General features: G+C 35.6%; 32 protein-coding genes. 1 reads left to right on the forward strand and 31 read right to left on the reverse strand.

What is annotated here, in order from left to right; genetic code table 11:
- Position 1: 1 nt before the first annotated feature.
- Positions 2-310 (reverse strand): hypothetical protein, encoded by a 309-nt coding sequence (locus DYE58_RS04745; RefSeq protein ID WP_115312074.1) that lies wholly within the window; start codon positions 308-310, stop codon positions 2-4.
- A 13-nt stretch (positions 311-323) separates the two neighbouring features.
- Here DYE58_RS04745 and DYE58_RS04750 point away from each other — a divergent pair, with 13 nt between their 5' ends.
- Complete coding sequence (locus DYE58_RS04750; RefSeq protein WP_115312075.1) at positions 324-671, forward strand: transposase; 348 nt, start codon at positions 324-326, stop codon at positions 669-671.
- Between the two features lie 314 nt (positions 672-985).
- Here DYE58_RS04750 and rplQ read toward each other — a convergent pair whose 3' ends face one another.
- Genes rplQ through rpsJ form a run of 30 tightly spaced genes read right to left on the reverse strand, consistent with a single transcriptional unit; the run spans position 986 to position 14,769 of the window.
- A complete protein-coding gene (gene rplQ / locus DYE58_RS04755; protein ID WP_004820380.1) occupies positions 986-1,327 on the reverse strand; it encodes a 50S ribosomal protein L17 in 342 nt (113 codons plus the stop codon).
- A gap of 13 nt (positions 1,328-1,340) precedes the next feature.
- A complete protein-coding gene (locus tag DYE58_RS04760) occupies positions 1,341-2,288 on the reverse strand; it encodes a DNA-directed RNA polymerase subunit alpha (RefSeq protein WP_004820378.1) in 948 nt (315 codons plus the stop codon).
- 31 nt (positions 2,289-2,319) lie between these two features.
- The gene (rpsK, locus tag DYE58_RS04765; protein WP_004820376.1) at positions 2,320-2,718 is read right to left on the reverse strand and encodes a 30S ribosomal protein S11; all 399 of its coding nucleotides are present in this window, start codon (positions 2,716-2,718) and stop codon (positions 2,320-2,322) included.
- 12 nt (positions 2,719-2,730) lie between these two features.
- On the reverse strand, positions 2,731-3,093 hold the full coding sequence (rpsM, locus tag DYE58_RS04770; RefSeq protein WP_004820373.1) for a 30S ribosomal protein S13: 363 nt from the start codon (positions 3,091-3,093) through the stop codon (positions 2,731-2,733).
- 10 nt (positions 3,094-3,103) lie between these two features.
- Positions 3,104-3,217, reverse strand: a complete 114-nt coding sequence (rpmJ, locus tag DYE58_RS04775; protein WP_004820371.1) for a 50S ribosomal protein L36 — start codon at positions 3,215-3,217, stop codon at positions 3,104-3,106.
- Positions 3,218-3,272: 55 nt separating this feature from the next.
- Positions 3,273-3,491, reverse strand: coding sequence for a translation initiation factor IF-1 (gene infA / locus DYE58_RS04780; RefSeq protein WP_004820369.1), 219 nt, complete (start codon positions 3,489-3,491; stop codon positions 3,273-3,275).
- 17 nt (positions 3,492-3,508) lie between these two features.
- Positions 3,509-3,760 carry a KOW domain-containing RNA-binding protein gene (locus DYE58_RS04785; protein WP_004820367.1) on the reverse strand — a complete coding sequence of 84 codons (252 nt, stop codon included), beginning with the start codon at positions 3,758-3,760 and terminating at the stop codon, positions 3,509-3,511.
- Positions 3,760-4,407: an adenylate kinase gene (locus DYE58_RS04790; RefSeq protein ID WP_004820365.1), complete on the reverse strand. Its 648-nt coding sequence runs from the start codon at positions 4,405-4,407 to the stop codon at positions 3,760-3,762. The genes DYE58_RS04785 and DYE58_RS04790 overlap by 1 nt, the downstream gene beginning before the upstream one ends.
- A 9-nt stretch (positions 4,408-4,416) precedes the next feature.
- Positions 4,417-5,697 carry a preprotein translocase subunit SecY gene (secY, locus tag DYE58_RS04795; RefSeq protein WP_004820363.1) on the reverse strand — a complete coding sequence of 427 codons (1,281 nt, stop codon included), beginning with the start codon at positions 5,695-5,697 and terminating at the stop codon, positions 4,417-4,419.
- Positions 5,697-6,146 carry a 50S ribosomal protein L15 gene (rplO, locus tag DYE58_RS04800; protein WP_004820362.1) on the reverse strand — a complete coding sequence of 150 codons (450 nt, stop codon included), beginning with the start codon at positions 6,144-6,146 and terminating at the stop codon, positions 5,697-5,699. Before rplO ends, secY begins: the two co-directional genes overlap by 1 nt.
- 13 nt (positions 6,147-6,159) lie before the next feature.
- Complete coding sequence (gene rpmD / locus DYE58_RS04805; protein ID WP_004820360.1) at positions 6,160-6,327, reverse strand: 50S ribosomal protein L30; 168 nt, start codon at positions 6,325-6,327, stop codon at positions 6,160-6,162.
- Between the two features lie 14 nt (positions 6,328-6,341).
- Complete coding sequence (gene rpsE, locus DYE58_RS04810; protein ID WP_004820358.1) at positions 6,342-6,848, reverse strand: 30S ribosomal protein S5; 507 nt, start codon at positions 6,846-6,848, stop codon at positions 6,342-6,344.
- 14 nt (positions 6,849-6,862) lie between these two features.
- Positions 6,863-7,225 (reverse strand): 50S ribosomal protein L18, encoded by a 363-nt coding sequence (gene rplR, locus DYE58_RS04815; RefSeq protein ID WP_004820355.1) that lies wholly within the window; start codon positions 7,223-7,225, stop codon positions 6,863-6,865.
- A gap of 10 nt (positions 7,226-7,235) precedes the next feature.
- Positions 7,236-7,772: a 50S ribosomal protein L6 gene (gene rplF, locus DYE58_RS04820; protein ID WP_004820353.1), complete on the reverse strand. Its 537-nt coding sequence runs from the start codon at positions 7,770-7,772 to the stop codon at positions 7,236-7,238.
- Between the two features lie 9 nt (positions 7,773-7,781).
- Positions 7,782-8,177, reverse strand: a complete 396-nt coding sequence (gene rpsH, locus DYE58_RS04825) for a 30S ribosomal protein S8 (RefSeq protein WP_004820351.1) — start codon at positions 8,175-8,177, stop codon at positions 7,782-7,784.
- 24 nt (positions 8,178-8,201) lie between these two features.
- The gene (locus DYE58_RS04830; protein ID WP_004820350.1) at positions 8,202-8,387 is read right to left on the reverse strand and encodes a type Z 30S ribosomal protein S14; all 186 of its coding nucleotides are present in this window, start codon (positions 8,385-8,387) and stop codon (positions 8,202-8,204) included.
- 12 nt (positions 8,388-8,399) lie between these two features.
- A complete protein-coding gene (rplE, locus tag DYE58_RS04835) occupies positions 8,400-8,942 on the reverse strand; it encodes a 50S ribosomal protein L5 (RefSeq protein ID WP_004820348.1) in 543 nt (180 codons plus the stop codon).
- An 11-nt stretch (positions 8,943-8,953) separates the two neighbouring features.
- Positions 8,954-9,256: a 50S ribosomal protein L24 gene (gene rplX / locus DYE58_RS04840; protein ID WP_004820345.1), complete on the reverse strand. Its 303-nt coding sequence runs from the start codon at positions 9,254-9,256 to the stop codon at positions 8,954-8,956.
- A gap of 13 nt (positions 9,257-9,269) precedes the next feature.
- Positions 9,270-9,638, reverse strand: a complete 369-nt coding sequence (gene rplN, locus DYE58_RS04845) for a 50S ribosomal protein L14 (protein WP_004820344.1) — start codon at positions 9,636-9,638, stop codon at positions 9,270-9,272.
- A gap of 14 nt (positions 9,639-9,652) precedes the next feature.
- Positions 9,653-9,907, reverse strand: a complete 255-nt coding sequence (gene rpsQ / locus DYE58_RS04850) for a 30S ribosomal protein S17 (protein ID WP_004820342.1) — start codon at positions 9,905-9,907, stop codon at positions 9,653-9,655.
- Positions 9,908-9,910: 3 nt separating this feature from the next.
- Positions 9,911-10,117 (reverse strand): 50S ribosomal protein L29, encoded by a 207-nt coding sequence (gene rpmC / locus DYE58_RS04855; RefSeq protein ID WP_004820340.1) that lies wholly within the window; start codon positions 10,115-10,117, stop codon positions 9,911-9,913.
- The gene (rplP, locus tag DYE58_RS04860; protein WP_004820338.1) at positions 10,107-10,538 is read right to left on the reverse strand and encodes a 50S ribosomal protein L16; all 432 of its coding nucleotides are present in this window, start codon (positions 10,536-10,538) and stop codon (positions 10,107-10,109) included. The genes rpmC and rplP overlap by 11 nt, the downstream gene beginning before the upstream one ends.
- Before the next feature lie 24 nt (positions 10,539-10,562).
- On the reverse strand, positions 10,563-11,339 hold the full coding sequence (rpsC, locus tag DYE58_RS04865) for a 30S ribosomal protein S3 (RefSeq protein WP_004820337.1): 777 nt from the start codon (positions 11,337-11,339) through the stop codon (positions 10,563-10,565).
- A gap of 11 nt (positions 11,340-11,350) precedes the next feature.
- Positions 11,351-11,686 carry a 50S ribosomal protein L22 gene (gene rplV / locus DYE58_RS04870; RefSeq protein WP_040552264.1) on the reverse strand — a complete coding sequence of 112 codons (336 nt, stop codon included), beginning with the start codon at positions 11,684-11,686 and terminating at the stop codon, positions 11,351-11,353.
- Positions 11,687-11,699: 13 nt separating this feature from the next.
- Complete coding sequence (gene rpsS / locus DYE58_RS04875) at positions 11,700-11,981, reverse strand: 30S ribosomal protein S19 (protein ID WP_004820333.1); 282 nt, start codon at positions 11,979-11,981, stop codon at positions 11,700-11,702.
- 14 nt (positions 11,982-11,995) lie between these two features.
- On the reverse strand, positions 11,996-12,826 hold the full coding sequence (gene rplB, locus DYE58_RS04880) for a 50S ribosomal protein L2 (protein WP_004820332.1): 831 nt from the start codon (positions 12,824-12,826) through the stop codon (positions 11,996-11,998).
- A gap of 11 nt (positions 12,827-12,837) precedes the next feature.
- Positions 12,838-13,128: a 50S ribosomal protein L23 gene (gene rplW, locus DYE58_RS04885; protein ID WP_004820330.1), complete on the reverse strand. Its 291-nt coding sequence runs from the start codon at positions 13,126-13,128 to the stop codon at positions 12,838-12,840.
- Positions 13,128-13,751 (reverse strand): 50S ribosomal protein L4, encoded by a 624-nt coding sequence (gene rplD / locus DYE58_RS04890; protein WP_004820329.1) that lies wholly within the window; start codon positions 13,749-13,751, stop codon positions 13,128-13,130. Before rplD ends, rplW begins: the two co-directional genes overlap by 1 nt.
- 18 nt (positions 13,752-13,769) lie before the next feature.
- Entirely contained in the window at positions 13,770-14,402 is a 633-nt protein-coding gene (rplC, locus tag DYE58_RS04895; RefSeq protein ID WP_004820327.1) for a 50S ribosomal protein L3, read from the reverse strand.
- A gap of 55 nt (positions 14,403-14,457) precedes the next feature.
- Entirely contained in the window at positions 14,458-14,769 is a 312-nt protein-coding gene (gene rpsJ / locus DYE58_RS04900; RefSeq protein ID WP_004820326.1) for a 30S ribosomal protein S10, read from the reverse strand.
- Positions 14,770-15,165 lie beyond the last annotated feature (396 nt).

A 15,165-nucleotide genomic window follows, 5' to 3' on the forward strand; every position in this document is an offset into this window, starting at 1 on the left:
TTTAATAGGATAATAGTATTAGATATCTCCAAAGAATTGTTTTAGAGTAGAATCTTTGAACAGAGTTAACATCAAGCAACTCTTTAATTACATCCTTAAACTTGTCTATTTTAGAAGATTTGTTTCTAGAAAAGGGTTTTTCATAACCATGATAATATTTTTTAATAGTACGTCTATCCACACCAAGTTCTTTAGATAAAGCAGAATAGTTTGGTTTTAAATCATTTGAATCCATAATTATTTTTAATTTTGATAAATCTTTTAACTTTTGTATTTTAATTTTCAAGTTATTTATTAATGAATATTCCATTATTTCCTCCAAAATGTTATATTCATTATTTTATCAAATTGTACATTCCTATTTAATCATTTTTATACATTCTTATTTTACTGTTTACAAATATGTTCTTACTCAGCCTAATAAAAAGATGGCAAGTATATGTTTGAGTGAGTGGATAATAAGGGCTAAGGAGTCCGGTTTAAAGGAATTTAGTTCTTGTATTACTGCTTTTAATAATTGGTTTGATGAGATATGTAATTCTTTTGATTATCCTTGGGCTAATGGTCCTCTTGAGGGTACTCATACTAAGATAAAGACTTTAAAGAGAAATTGTTTTGGTATGAGGAATTTTGATTTATTTAGAAAACGAATTATGTTTTCGTGTAAGTAGTTGGCAAAAGAGTATTAAATTTTCTGAAAACTCCTAGGAGTTTTGTTTGCTATGCTTATTTTTAGTGGTTTTTGCTTTATTTTAGTTTTGGACTTATTTTAGCTGCTATGTGTTGATTTTTACATAAAATGAGAGGCTCGATTTTATGAGCCTCCCCAATGTTTGACATAGAGCCTTAATAAATTATTAAAGCTATTAAAATGCAAACAAACCCAGGGAAAATTCCTGGGTTTGTCTACAATCTGAGGACTTCTATTAAAAGTCCTTTTTCAGAATATATAATTTGAAATAGCTTTTTTCAAGCTCATCAATAATTATACTAATTGAATTATAGCCTTTTCTGCGCCATCTCCAAGACGATTGCCAAGCTTTAATATTCTTGTGTATCCACCGTTTCTTTCTGAATAGTTTGGAGCTATTTCAGTAAATAATTTAGTAACTACATCTTCATCATATATATAAGCTAAAGCTTGTCTTCTTGCATGAAGATCTCCTCTTTTTCCAAGAGTAATCATTTTTTCAGCCATTCTCTTAGTTTCTTTAGCTCTTGTAACTGTAGTAGTTATTTGTCCTTCTCTTAATAGTGAAGTTACAAGATTTCTAAGCATAGCTTTTCTATGTGCAGTTGGGCGACCAAGTTTTCTTAACTTTGCCATGTGTCCCTCCTCTTTATTCGTCTTCTTGTCTCAAACCAAGTCCGAGTTCATTTAACTTATTAATAACTTCTTCTAAAGATTTTCTACCTAAATTTCTAACCTTCATCATTTCATCTTCAGTTTTAGAAGCAAGTTCCTCGACTGTATTGATGTTGGCTCTCTTTAAACAGTTAAAACTTCTAACGGATAAATCCATTTCTTCAACTGTCATCTCTAGAACTTTTTCTTTATCATCTTCCGGTTTTTCAACCATGATGTTGACCTGATCCACATGGTCAGTTAAACCAATAAACAAATCTAAGTGTTCTGTTAGGATTTTTGCAGCAAGAGATGTTGCTTCATCAGCTTTCATAGATCCATCAGTTGTAACTTCGAGTATAAGTTTATCAAAGTCAGTTCTTTGACCAACTCTTGTGTTTTCAACTTTCCAATTAACTTTTTTAATTGGAGTGTAATTTGAATCTATTGCTATAACGCCTATCTCAGAAATTTCATCCTTCTTAAGTTCAGCAGGTTCATAGCCACGTCCCTTTTCTACAGTCAATTCCATATAGACTTCCGCATCTTCATTAAGTGTAGCAATGTGGTGATCAGAGTTTACTATCTCCACTTCTGGTCCTACTTGAATATCAGATGCAGTAATTACCCCTTCGCCCTTCTTTTCTATAATAAGCTTTACAGGTAGCTCTTCATCCATTCTTAGAACTATTCCCTTAATGTTCAATATGATTTGCGGTACATCTTCAAGAACTCCCGGAATTGTATCAAATTCATGCTCAACACCTCTGATGTTGATAAATGAAACTGCAGCACCGGGTAGTGATGAAAGAAGAACCCTTCTAAGAGAGTTCCCTATGGTAATTCCGTATCCACTTTCAAGTGGTTCTACTATAAACTTACCATATTCACCGCTATCACTAATCTCTTCTATTTCAATGCTCGGTTTTTCTATTTCTATCATGGGTCCTCCTCTTTGCGACTACAGGAGTTCGTTAAACTCTCCTACGTTTAGGTGGTCTACAACCATTGTGTGGAATTGGTGTTACATCTTTGATCATTGTTACTTCCAAACCAGAAGCTTGTAATGATCTGATTGCAGCTTCTCTTCCTGAACCCGGTCCCTTAACATAAACTTCTACTTGCTTTAGTCCATGTTCTTTAGCTTTGTTTGCAGCTTCTTGTGCTGCTTCTTGTGCTGCAAAAGGAGTCGATTTTCTTGATCCTCTAAAACCAAGTTGACCAGCACTTGCCCAAGATATTACATTTCCTGACATATCAGTTAGGGTAACCATGGTATTGTTGAAAGTTGAAGCTATGTGAGCTTGACCTTTTTCAATATTTTTACGTTCTCTTCTTCTTACACGAGTCGTTTTTTGTTGTTTTTTAGCCATTATACCCCTCCTTTACTTCTTTTTAGAAACTAATTTCTTAGGGCCTTTTCTTGTCCTTGCATTAGTTTTAGTTTTTTGGCCTCTTACTGGAAGGCCTTTTTTATGTCTCATACCTCTGTAGCAGTTAATGTCTCTAAGTCTTTTAATGTTCATTTGAACTTCACGACGTAGATCCCCTTCTACTTGGTAACTAGCTATTTCTTCTCTTATACGAGCTACTTCTGCTTCAGATAAGTCCTTAACCCTTGTATCAAAATTTACATCGGCTTTAGTTAAAATCTCTTGAGATCTTTTTCTTCCGATTCCATAGATATAGGTAAGACCTATTTCAACACGCTTTTCTCTGGGTAAGTCAATACCAGCGATTCTTGCCATAAGTTCCCCCTTAACCTTGTCTTTGCTTGTGCTTAGGATTTTCGCAAATTACCATTACACGGCCTTTTCTCTTTATTATCTTACATTTTTCGCACATCTTTTTTACAGATGGTCTAACTTTCATTCTGTATTCCTCCTAGTTCATGTGCCCCTATGGGGTATCCCTTTCGGATATAGGATTATTTCTTTCTCCAGGTAATTCTACCCCTAGTCAAATCGTACGGGGAAAGTTCAACAGTTACCTTATCACCTGGAAGTATTCTTATATAGTTCATTCTCAGTTTACCTGAAATATGAGCTAAAATAACGTGTCCATTTTCCAACTCAACTTTAAAATGAGTGTTTGGAAGAGCATCAACTACTATTCCTTCAACTTCAATTACATCTTCTTTGGCCACTCTAAGGCTCCTTTCTCTTAGATATATTGCTTTAGCAACTTTTGTATGTGAGCATCTAAGATATTTGGATGAATTTCTTCAACAGCCTTATAAACTATTAAATGCTTCATCTTCTTTTTCTTAGGCTTTTCAAGCGTTCTTCTCTTGCCATCTACAATCTCAACATATTCGCTGTCTAAAACTTTATAGACTAAAAATATTCCCCCTGCATCACGCCCGGTTTTCGATTTGACAACTTGACCAATATTTATATTATTTGTTAACTCCATTAGTCATTTTCTAACCCTTTTACTACTGCATTAAATACTTCGCTTATTTCTTGTTCGCCATCAACATTTAATAATAATGATTGAGCTTTATAGTAATCAATAAGCGGTGTAGTTTGATCCAAGTAAACTTGGATTCTTGTGCTCACTGTTTCTTCAGTATCATCTGCTCTTTGAATTAGAGGTGTTCCGTCCTTGTCACAAACTCCTTCAACTTTTGGAGGATTGAACTTAACATGATATGTTGTGCCACAAGTCTTACAAATTCTTCTGCCAACTGCTCTTTCAACTAGAATTTTAGGGTCAACTTCAATATTTATAACACGGTCAAGTTTTGTTCCCATTCTATCAAGCATAGCGTCTAAACTAACTGCTTGTTGCACTGTACGAGGAAACCCGTCTAATAGGAATCCATCTTTACAATCATCACGTTGTAATCTATCTTCTACTATTTCAATTACTACTTCATCTGGTACTAAAAGTCCTTTATCCATATAACCTTTAGCTTTTTTACCAAGTTCTGTTTCATTGTTTATATTTTCTCTAAAAATGTCTCCAGTTGATATATGAGGAATATTATATTTCTCTATAATTGACTCTGCCTGAGTACCTTTACCAGCCCCTGGAGGCCCTAGTATAACGAGTTTCATATTCTCCTCCTATTTCTTTAAGAAACCTTTATAGTGTCTCATTAATAGTTGTTGTTCAAGAGTTCTTGTAGTTTCAAGGATTACACCTACCACGATTATCATACTTGTACCACCAAAAGCAAATGGAAGCCCACTAATTTTGTTGAGTAGTATAGGAAGTATCGCTAGTATAGCAAGTGCTATAGCTCCTGGAAATACTAATCTGTTAACAGTTCTTTGTAAATATTCACTTGTTGGTTTTCCAGATCTTATACCTGGAATAAAACCACCATTTTGTTGCATTTGTTTAGAATATTCTACAGTATTAAATTGAATTGATGTATAGAAATAAGTGAAAAAAACTATTAAAAGTACTGTCAATACAATGTAAAGTATAGTTCCAACTGTACCTTGTGTTGTGAAATACTTTAATATGAAATTCTTAGTTGACTCATTTCTTGTAAACATTGCAAATGTAGCAGGTATAGCTACAATTGAACTTGCAAATATCATTGGCATAACACCAGTCATAAGTACCTTAATAGGTATATGAGTTGATTGTCCACCATACATCTTTCTACCTACAACTCTTTTTGCATATTGTACTGGAATTCTTCTTTCTCCTTCGTTAAGAGTTACTACAAAGAAGATAATTCCGATTACAATCAATAAGAACAAAGCAAGGAATATAGGATTTGCTCTGCCTGCTTTTACTAAAGCTATTGATTGAGCTATATCTTTAGGGAATCTTGTAACGATACCCGCGAATATTATTATTGAAATACCATTTCCAATTCCATGTTCTGTAATTTGCTCTCCAATCCAAATTAGGAATGCCGTACCGGCTACTATAGATAAAACAACTACTGCTTTTTCTATAAAGTTTGTTGCCATAACAGCCTTTCCAAAGAATCCAAAAGAATATCCCAAAGCTTGTACTAAAGCTATTACTATAGCTAAATATCTTGTGTACTTTGCTATTGTCTTTCTTCCAGTTTCTCCTTCTTTAGCAAGAGCTTCTAATGAAGGAATTGCTATTGTCAAAAGTTGTAATACAATCGATGCGGTAATATATGGATATATATTTGCTGCAAATATTGTATAATTACTCAAACTACCGCCGCTCATTAAATCTATTAGAGCAAATACTGATTGATTTGCTCCGTTAAATAGTTTTTGAACAACTTGAGCATTCATATATGGAACCGGTATATGTGAACCAAGTCTATACACCAAAAGCATTAAAAGAGTGAATATCATCTTTTTACGCAAATTTGGTATTTTCCAAGCATTTCTAAAAGTAGAAATCATTAGATCACCTCGGCCTTTCCTCCCGCAGCCTCAATTTTTTCCGCCGCAGACTTTGAGATATGTTGAGCTTTTACAGTTAGCTTAACATTAATGTCGCCGTTGCCTAGAATCCTAACTCCGTCTTTAGCTTTTCTTGCTTTTACAAGACCTTGTTCAATTAAAAGTTCAGGTGTAACTTCTGTTCCTTCTTCAAATACATTTAGAGCTTCAAGATTTATTACAGCCCACTCTTTTGCGAAGTTGTTAGTGAAACCTCTCTTAGGTAAACGTCTGAATAAAGGCATTTGACCTCCTTCAAATCCAGGTCTTACTCCGCCGCCACTTCTAGCGTTTTGCCCTTTGTGTCCTCTTCCGGCAGTCTTTCCTGTACCAGAACCGATACCTCTACCAAGTCTTTTTTTGGCTTTAACTCCGCCGCCTTCTGCAGGTCTTAAGTCATGTAATTTCACGTCTTACACCTCCTTATTCTTCGATTTCAAGCATATATGCTACTTGCTTTATCATACCTCTGATTTGAGGATTATCTTCTTTTTCAAGTACTTGTCCTAATTTCTTGAATCCAAGCGCTTTAACTGTTTTTTTGTGAGTCTTTTGTCTACCGATAGGGCTCTTTACTAATTTAATTTTCATAGTCTTCTACCCCCTTATCCTAAAATCTCGTCTACAGACTTATTTCTAAGTCTTGCTACACTTTCAGCACTCTTAAGTTCAGATAGTGCTTTAACTGTAGCATTAACTACATTTCTCGGATTTGAAGTTCCCAAGTTGTGAGTACGAATATCAGTAATACCTGCTAATTCACATACCGCACGAACAGGTCCCCCTGCGATAACTCCGGTACCTTCACTAGCTGGTTTTAAAAATACTTTACCCGCTCCAAAAATTCCTGTGATTTGGTGAGGGATACTTGTTCCTAGTAAGTTTACTTTTATTAAGTGCTTTTTAGCATCTTGTGTTGCTTTTCTGATTGCCTCTGGTACTTCTAGTGCCTTACCAGTTCCAATACCTACGTGACCATTTCTATCACCAACAACAACAAGTGCAGAGAATCTGAAGTTCTTACCGCCCTTTACAACCTTAGCAACTCTATTTATTGCTACTACTTTGTCTTCAAGGTCTAGTTCTCTAGCATCGATTAATGAACGTTCCATATTTCCCTCCCCTGTTAAAATTTTAGTCCGGCTTCTCTTGCTGATTCTGCAAGAGCTTTTATTTTTCCGTGATATAGATATCCGCTTCTGTCAAATACAACTTCAGAAATGCCGGCTTCTAAAGCTTTCTTTGCTACAGTTGCTCCAATTACCTTTGCTGCTTCAATATTTTTAGTGTTTTCAAGTCCTAGTGACTTATCTAAAGTTGAAGCACTTACAAGTGTATTTCCGTTTACATCATCTATAACTTGTGCATAAATATGTGCACTTGATCTGAAAACAGAAAGTCTTGGACGTGACTCGGTACCGGAGATGTGATTTCTAATTCTTTTGTGTCTCTTTATTCTATTCGCATTTTTGTCGATTTTTTTAAACACTGTTTACCTCCTACTTACCTGTCTTACCAACTTTACGTCTTACATATTCATCAACATATCTGATACCTTTTCCCTTGTACGGTTCAGGTTGTCTATATTTTCTGATTAATGCAGCGTATTGACCAACTTGTTGTTTATCAATACCTGATACGACGATTTTAGTTGGAGCTGGTACTTCTGTTTCAATGCCTGCTGGATCTTCAAGCTCTAATGGATGAGAAAAACCTAAATTTAGGGCTAATTTCTTACCATTTTTAGCTGCTCTATATCCTGTACCAATTATTTCTAATTCTTTTTTATAACCTTCAGTAACTCCCACAACCATGTTTTGAATCAAAGTTCTTACAAGGCCATGTAATGACTTATGTTTTTTGCTATCGGATGGTCTTTCTACAGTAAGACTTCCATCTTGTAAGCTTATTTTCATGGAGCTATCAAAAGTTTGAGATAATTCTCCTTTGGGACCCTTTACTGTTACAGTGTTTCCGTCGAACTTTACGTCAACGCCACTTGGGATCTCAATAGGTTTTTTTCCAATTCTTGACATATGTCCTCCTTACCAAACGTAGCAAATAACTTCTCCGCCTACGTTGTTTTGTCTCGCTTCTTTATCTGTTAACATTCCCTTAGAAGTTGAGATAATTGCGATTCCAAGACCCCCTAAAACTTTTGGCACGTCTTGACTCCCAACGTACACTCTAAGTCCCGGCTTTGAAATTCTCTTTATACCACTAATTACTTTTTCGTTATTTTCACCATATTTTAAATCTATTCTAATAACACCTTGTTTGTCATCATCAATTACTTCAACATTCTTGATGTAACCTTCTTTTAATAAGATGTTTGATATTTCCTTTTTAATGTTTGAAGCAGGTATATCTACAGACTTATGTCTTGCATTGTTACCATTTCTTATTCTGGTGAGCATATCTGCGATTGGATCTGTCATCATGTGCTTTCGCCTCCCTTCTTAGGTTTACCAGCTGGCTTTTCTTACTCCGGGGATTTGTCCTTTGTAAGCCAATTCTCTAAAACAAATTCTACAAATACCGTATTTCTTAAGTACGGCATGCGGTCTCCCACAAATACTACATCTTGTATATTCACGACTGCTGAACTTTTGTTTTCTTTTTTGTTTAGCAACCATTGATTTCTTTGCCACAGTTACCTCCTACTATTTTGTAAATGGCATTCCCATTTTTTCTAGGAAAGCTTTAGCTTCTTCGTCTGTGTTAGCAGATGTTACTATAATGATATCCATACCTCTTATAGCATCAACTTTATCATATTCTATTTCAGGGAATATAAGTTGTTCTTTAAGACCCAAAGCATAATTTCCTCTGCCGTCAAATGCTGTTGGCTTAATTCCTCTGAAGTCTCTAACTCTTGGAAGTGCAACGTTCATTAACTTATCTAAAAAGTCATACATCTTGCGACCTCTAAGTGTTACTTTACATCCTATTTTATGACCTTCACGAAGTTTGAAGTTCGCGATACTCTTCTTTGCATAAGTTATAACAGGCTTTTGTCCTGAAATAAGAGTTAAATCATTTATTGCTGATTCAAGAAGTTTAGGATTATCTTTAGCTTCTCCAAGTCCAATGTTAATTACGACTTTTTCCAGCTTAGGAACTTCCATAATATTCTTATAACCAAACTTTTCAAGTAGATAGTTTACTACTTCATCTTTATATTTTTCTTGTAGTCTTGAAGTCATATTCTACCTCCTTACTTAATAGTTTTTCCGTTAGATTTTGCATATCTAACTTTCTTGCCGTCTTCAATTCTGTAACCAATCTTTGAAACTTTTCCGTCTACAAAGTATTGTACATTTGAAACATGAATTGGAGCTTCTTGCTTCTCAATACCGCCTGCTTGTTGTGGTCCTCTAGGTTTTAAATGTTTAGTTACTACATTTACCTTTTCTACTACAACTCTATCTTCTTTTGGGAAAGTCTTAAGTACTTTACCGGTAGCTCCTTTGTCTTTTCCGGCAATTACTTTAACTGTATCACCTTTTTTAATACGCATTTCTACCTCCCGATTATAGTACTTCCGGTGCTAAAGAGATAATCTTCATGAAGTTTCCGCCTCTAAGCTCTCTTGTAACCGGTCCGAAGATACGAGTTCCTACCGGACTCTTATCATCCTTTATTATTACTGCTGCATTATCATCAAATTTTATATATGATCCGTCTGCACGACTAATTCCTCTGCTTGTTCTTACGATTACTGCTTTAACTACAGAACCTTTTTTAACAACACCGCCCGGTGTTGCACTTTTAACAGAACATACTACAACATCACCAATGTTTGCGATTCTTCTGTTTGTACCACCTAGGACTTTAATGACAAGTAGTTCTTTAGCTCCGGAATTGTCAGCAACACGTAGTCTAGTTTCTTGTTGTATCATTGATCTCTCCTTACTTATTGAGCTTTCTCAATAATATTTACAAGTCTCCATCTCTTGTCTTTAGATAGTGGTCTTGTTTCCATAATTCTTACTTTATCGCCGATTCCACATTCATTCTTTTCGTCATGTGCTTTGAATTTAGTAGTCTTCTTGAATCTCTTCTTATAGATCGGGTGAACTTTGAAAGTTTCCACCGCTACTACTATTGTTTTATCCATTTTATCGGAGACAACTGTTCCTGTGATTTGTTTTCTATGATTTCTTTCCATGGATTATGCCTCCTTTCCAACTTCTAATTCACGTTCTCTAAGAATGGTTTTAACTCTGGCAATATCTTTTTTTACCGCTCTAATACTTGCAGGATTTTCAAGTTGTCCTGTTGCAAGTCTGAATCTTAAGTTAAAGAGTTCATTCTTAAGTTCATTTGCTCTCTTATTTAGTTCTTCACTTGACATTTGGCGAACTTCTTTAGCCTTCATTAGATTCACCATCCTTTTCTTTCATAACGAATCTTGTCTTAATTGGAAGTTTCATAGCTGCAAGTCTCATAGCTTCACGAGCTACTTCTTCGCTTACTCCACTCATTTCAAACATGATACGTCCCGGTTTTACAACTGCTACCCAATATGAAGGAGCCCCTTTACCAGAACCCATACGAGTTTCAGCTGGTTTTTCAGTTACTGACTTATCAGGGAATATCTTAATCCAGATATTACCGCCTCTTTTGATATATCTTGTCATAGCACGACGTGCCGATTCTATTTGATTTGAAGTAATCCATGCAGGTTCAAGTGCTTGAAGACCATATTCTCCGTAAGTAAGGGTGTTTCCACGAAGTGCCTTACCCTTCATTCTACCTCTATGAACTCTACGATACTTCACTCTTTTAGGCATTAACATACTGTTTTCCTCCTTTTAAAAAGCTCAGTTTGATCTTTCTTTAGAACCTCTTTGGTTATTACGATCGTTTCTAAAGTTTCTCTTTCTGTTGTTCTTGTTATCTCTATCTTTTTGATCTTTGTTTTTAGGTCTTCTCTTTCTGTTGTCATCGTTAACTCTGTTTCCTGACACTCCTGGAAGAACTTCTCCCTTATAAAGCCATACCTTTACACCGATCTTACCATAAGTTGTATCAGCTTCAGCAAATCCGTAATCAATGTCAGCTCTTAGTGTTTGTAGAGGTATAGTTCCTTCTGAATAACCTTCAGTTCTCGCCATATCAGCTCCCCCCAAACGACCTGAAACAGCTGTTTTGATACCTTGCGCTCCTGATCTCATACTTCTTTGGATAGCTTGTTTCATCGCTCTTCTGAAAGAAACTCTTCTTTCAAGAGATTCAGCAATTGATTCAGCAACAAGTGTTGCATCTAAATCTTGGTTTTTAATTTCTTCTATATTAATAACTACGCTTTTACCTGTTAATTTTTCAAGTTCAGCTCTAAGTTCTTCAACACCTACTCCGCCACGTCCGATTACCATTCCCGGTTTAGCAGTAGATATTGAAACTTTAACCTTGTTTGCAGCTCTTTCAATTTCTATTTTAGAAATTCCGGCTGTATAAAGTTTTTTCTTTACATATTTACGAATTTCGTTGTCTTCAAGTAATAGTCCCGCAAAACTCTTCTTGTTTGCATACCATTTTGAATCCCAATCTTTGATTATGCCGACACGAAGTCCATGTGGGTTAACCTTTTGGCCCATTAATACCCTCCTTATTCCATTTCTGCTACTACAACGCCGATGTGACTTGATCTCTTAAGTATCGGATAAGCCATACCCTTAGCCTTAGGGCGAAATCTCTTCATTGTAGGACCGTCATTAGCAAATGCATTCTTAACGTATAAATTTTCTCTATCTATATTTAAATTATTTTCAGCATTAGCTACAGCAGAATGAAGCACTTTATAAAGTTCTTTAGCTCCTCTTTTTGGAGTAAATTTCAACATTGAAAGGGCTTCGTCAACTTGCTTTCCACGAATTTCAGCACAGATGTAGTTTACTTTGAGCGGTGAAATTCTTACATATTTTGCAATTGCTCTTGCTTCCATCTTATCCCCTCTCTTACTTCCTTGTAGTCTTTTCGTTCTTAGCAACATGTCCTCTATAAGTTCTTGTTGGAACGAATTCACCAAGTTTGTGACCAACCATATCTTCAGTTATAAAAATTGGCACGTGCTTTCTACCGTCATGAACTGCAATAGTATGTCCTACCATTTCAGGGAATATAGTTGAACGGCGAGACCATGTTTTTACAACTTTCTTTTGATTTGATTCATTTAATTCATCTATCTTCTTTAGCAAATGTTCATCTGCAAAAGGTCCTTTTTTAAGTGATCTACTCATTCTATACCTCCCGCTTACTTAGTTCTTCTTCTTACGATATACATATCGCTCTTCTTGTTTTTCTTTCTTGTCTTAAGACCAAGAGCCGGTTTACCCCAAGGAGTCATTGGCGAAGGTCTACCTACCGGAGCTCTACCTTCCCCACCACCATGAGGGTGATCAACAGGGTTCATTACAGTTCCTCTTACATGAGGTCTCTTTCCAAGATATCTGCTCTTTCCCGCCTTACCAAGAGTGATAAGTTCGTGAGATGCATTACCTACAGAACCAATTGTAGCTTTACAGTTTAAGAATACTCTTCTAAACTCACCAGATGGAAGTCTAAGTTGAGCAAATCTTCCTTCTTTAGCCATTAATTGAGCTTCTGTACCTGCACTTCTTGCAAGTTGTCCGCCCTTTCCAGGTGTCATTTCAATATTGTGTACTGTTGTACCAACAGGAATATCTTTAAGCTCAAGAGCATTACCCACTTTGATATCAGCTTCTGAACCTGATTCAACAGCATCTCCAACTTTTAATCCTTCCGGAGCGATGATATATCTCTTTTCTCCATCGGCATAATTTAAAAGTGCGATGTATGAAGTTCTATTTGGGTCATATTCAATTGATGCAACCTTTGCAGGTACTCCATCTTTATTTCTCTTGAAATCTATAATTCTGTATCTTCTCTTTACTCCGCCGCCTCTGTGACGTGAAGTGATTCTACCTTGAGCATTTCTACCGCCTGAACTCTTTAAGCTTACTGTTAAGCTCTTCTCAGGAGTGGTTTTTGTTATTTCCTCAAAAGTAGAAACAGTCATCTGTCTACGCGCAGGAGAGGTTGGTTTATATCCTTTTATAGCCATTGTCTACCTCCTTATTCCATTCCTTCAAAGAATTCAATTGCCTTAGAATCCTCTGTAAGTTGAACTATTGCTTTTTTCCAGTTAGAACGTCTTCCTTGGTGAGCACCTTGTCTCTTAAGCTTTCCTACCATGTTCATAGTTCTTACAGTCTTAACCTTTACGCCAAAAACAGTTTCAACCGCTGCTCTTATTTCAGTTTTAGTTGCGCGCTTATCAACTTCGAAAGTGTACTTACCATTTTCGATAAGATCCATACTTCTTTCAGTTACTATCGGTTTTTTAATAATGTCATAGTAATTCATTAGTTAAATACCTCCTCAACCACTTTAAGTGCATCTTGAGTGATTACTAATGAGTTGTACTTTAATAAGTCATATACATTGATGTTACGAGCTTCAGAAATTTGAACATTAGCTATGTTAGCTCCAGCTCTTACAACATCTTTATCATTCTCAGCAGTTACCACTAATGCTTTTTTGTCAGCACCTATTGCGTTTAACATTTTTTGGAAGTTCTTTGTCTTAAGTTCATCAAATTTGATGTTATCAAGTACAATTATTTCTCCATCTCTTAACTTAGAAGTCAATACACTCTTAAGAGCAAGTCTTCTAACTTTTTTAGGAGTTGTGTAAGAGAAATCTCTTGGTTTTGGTGCAAATACAACTCCACCACCTCTGAATTGAGGAGATCTTATACTACCTTGACGAGCACGTCCTGTACCCTTTTGTCTCCAAGGTTTTCTACCGCCACCACGCACTTCTGAACGAGTCTTAGCACTCTTTGTCCCTTGTCTCTTATTAGCAAGAATGTTCTTTACTACTAAGTAAACCGCGTGTTCATTTACTTCTATATCAAAAATTTCTTCGTTTAATTCAACTTCAGAAATATTTTCACCGTTCATATTAATAACTTGAACTTTAGGCATTTAAAACCCTCCTTTCACTTACTTATGGTTCTTTACAGTTTCTTTAACTGTTACAAGACCTTTTTTATTTCCCGGAACAGCTCCTTTTACAAGAATTAGGTTCTTATCCGCATCAATTCTAACAATTTCAAGATTTTGAACAGTAACTCTGTCATGACCCATTTTGCCAGCCATTCTATGACCTTTGAATACTTTTCCAGGATAAGAAGCAGCTCCCATACCACCAGGCATTCTATGGAACTTAGAACCGTGAGTTTCTCTACCACGAGCAAACCCATGTCTCTTAATAACACCTTGAGTTCCCTTACCTTTTGAAGTTCCAGTTACATCAACAAATTCTCCAGCTTGGAAAATATCAACTTTAATTTCATCACCAACATTGTAAGAATCTACATCTTCAGTTCTGAATTCTCCGAGATGCTTTTTATAAGCAACAGACGCTTTGTCAAAGTGTCCTTTCATTGGTTTGTTTACTCTTCTATCTTTAACTTCACCAACAGCTACTTGAATAGCGTTGTATCCGTCAACCTCTACAGTTTTCTTTTGAACAACTACATTAGGTTCAACTTGAATAACTGTAACCGGTGTAACAACTCCACCTTCATCGAAGATTTGAGTCATTCCGATTTTTTTACCCATTAATAATTTCAATGTCTACCTCCTAAATTTACAGCGGATTGCTTAGCAATCATATAAAGAACAATTATTAAAGCTTGATTTCTATCTCAACACCAGCCGGCAAATTGAGTTTCATTAGAGAATCAACAGTCTTTTGATTTGGATTAACTATGTCAATTAGACGTTTGTGAGTTCTTTGTTCGAATTGTTCCCTTGAATCTTTGTACTTGTGAACAGCTCTTAGAATTGTTATGATTTCCTTTTCTGTAGGAAGTGGAATTGGACCTGAAACAGTAGCCCCTGTTTGCTTTGCAGCTTCCACAATTCTTGAAGCAGAACTATCTAATAGTTCGTGATCGTAAGCTTTAAGTCTGATTCTAATTTTTTGCTTGTTTGCCATTTTATTCCTCCTAATCGCTACGTTTTGCGAATAGGGTTATTGATACACACTCCCCGGTGTTTCATGCCAGGGATTAAAAAAAGAAAAAATAACCCACGCTGAAGTCCAGCTTCAACTTCTCGTTCATAATTACCTTAAAATCCCTTTTTCCCTCAAGATTTCAAGCAACTTATGAAGTCATCGCATATAAATATATTTCAAACGCCTATACATTATACAAAAGCCAGACTTAGTTGTAAAGAGCTTTTTTTGTGTTTTTATAATGTTTTTTCTAGAGGTAATTGTAAAATTGAATTAAACTAAAAAATTCCTTTGAAATTAAATTTAGTATAATTGAATTGTCTCAACACAAACCCAAAAATAAAAAACTATGGAATATAATAATATTAACAACCT

It is taken from the genome of Peptoniphilus indolicus (assembly GCF_900454665.1).
GTDB lineage: Bacteria > Bacillota > Clostridia > Tissierellales > Peptoniphilaceae > Peptoniphilus > Peptoniphilus indolicus.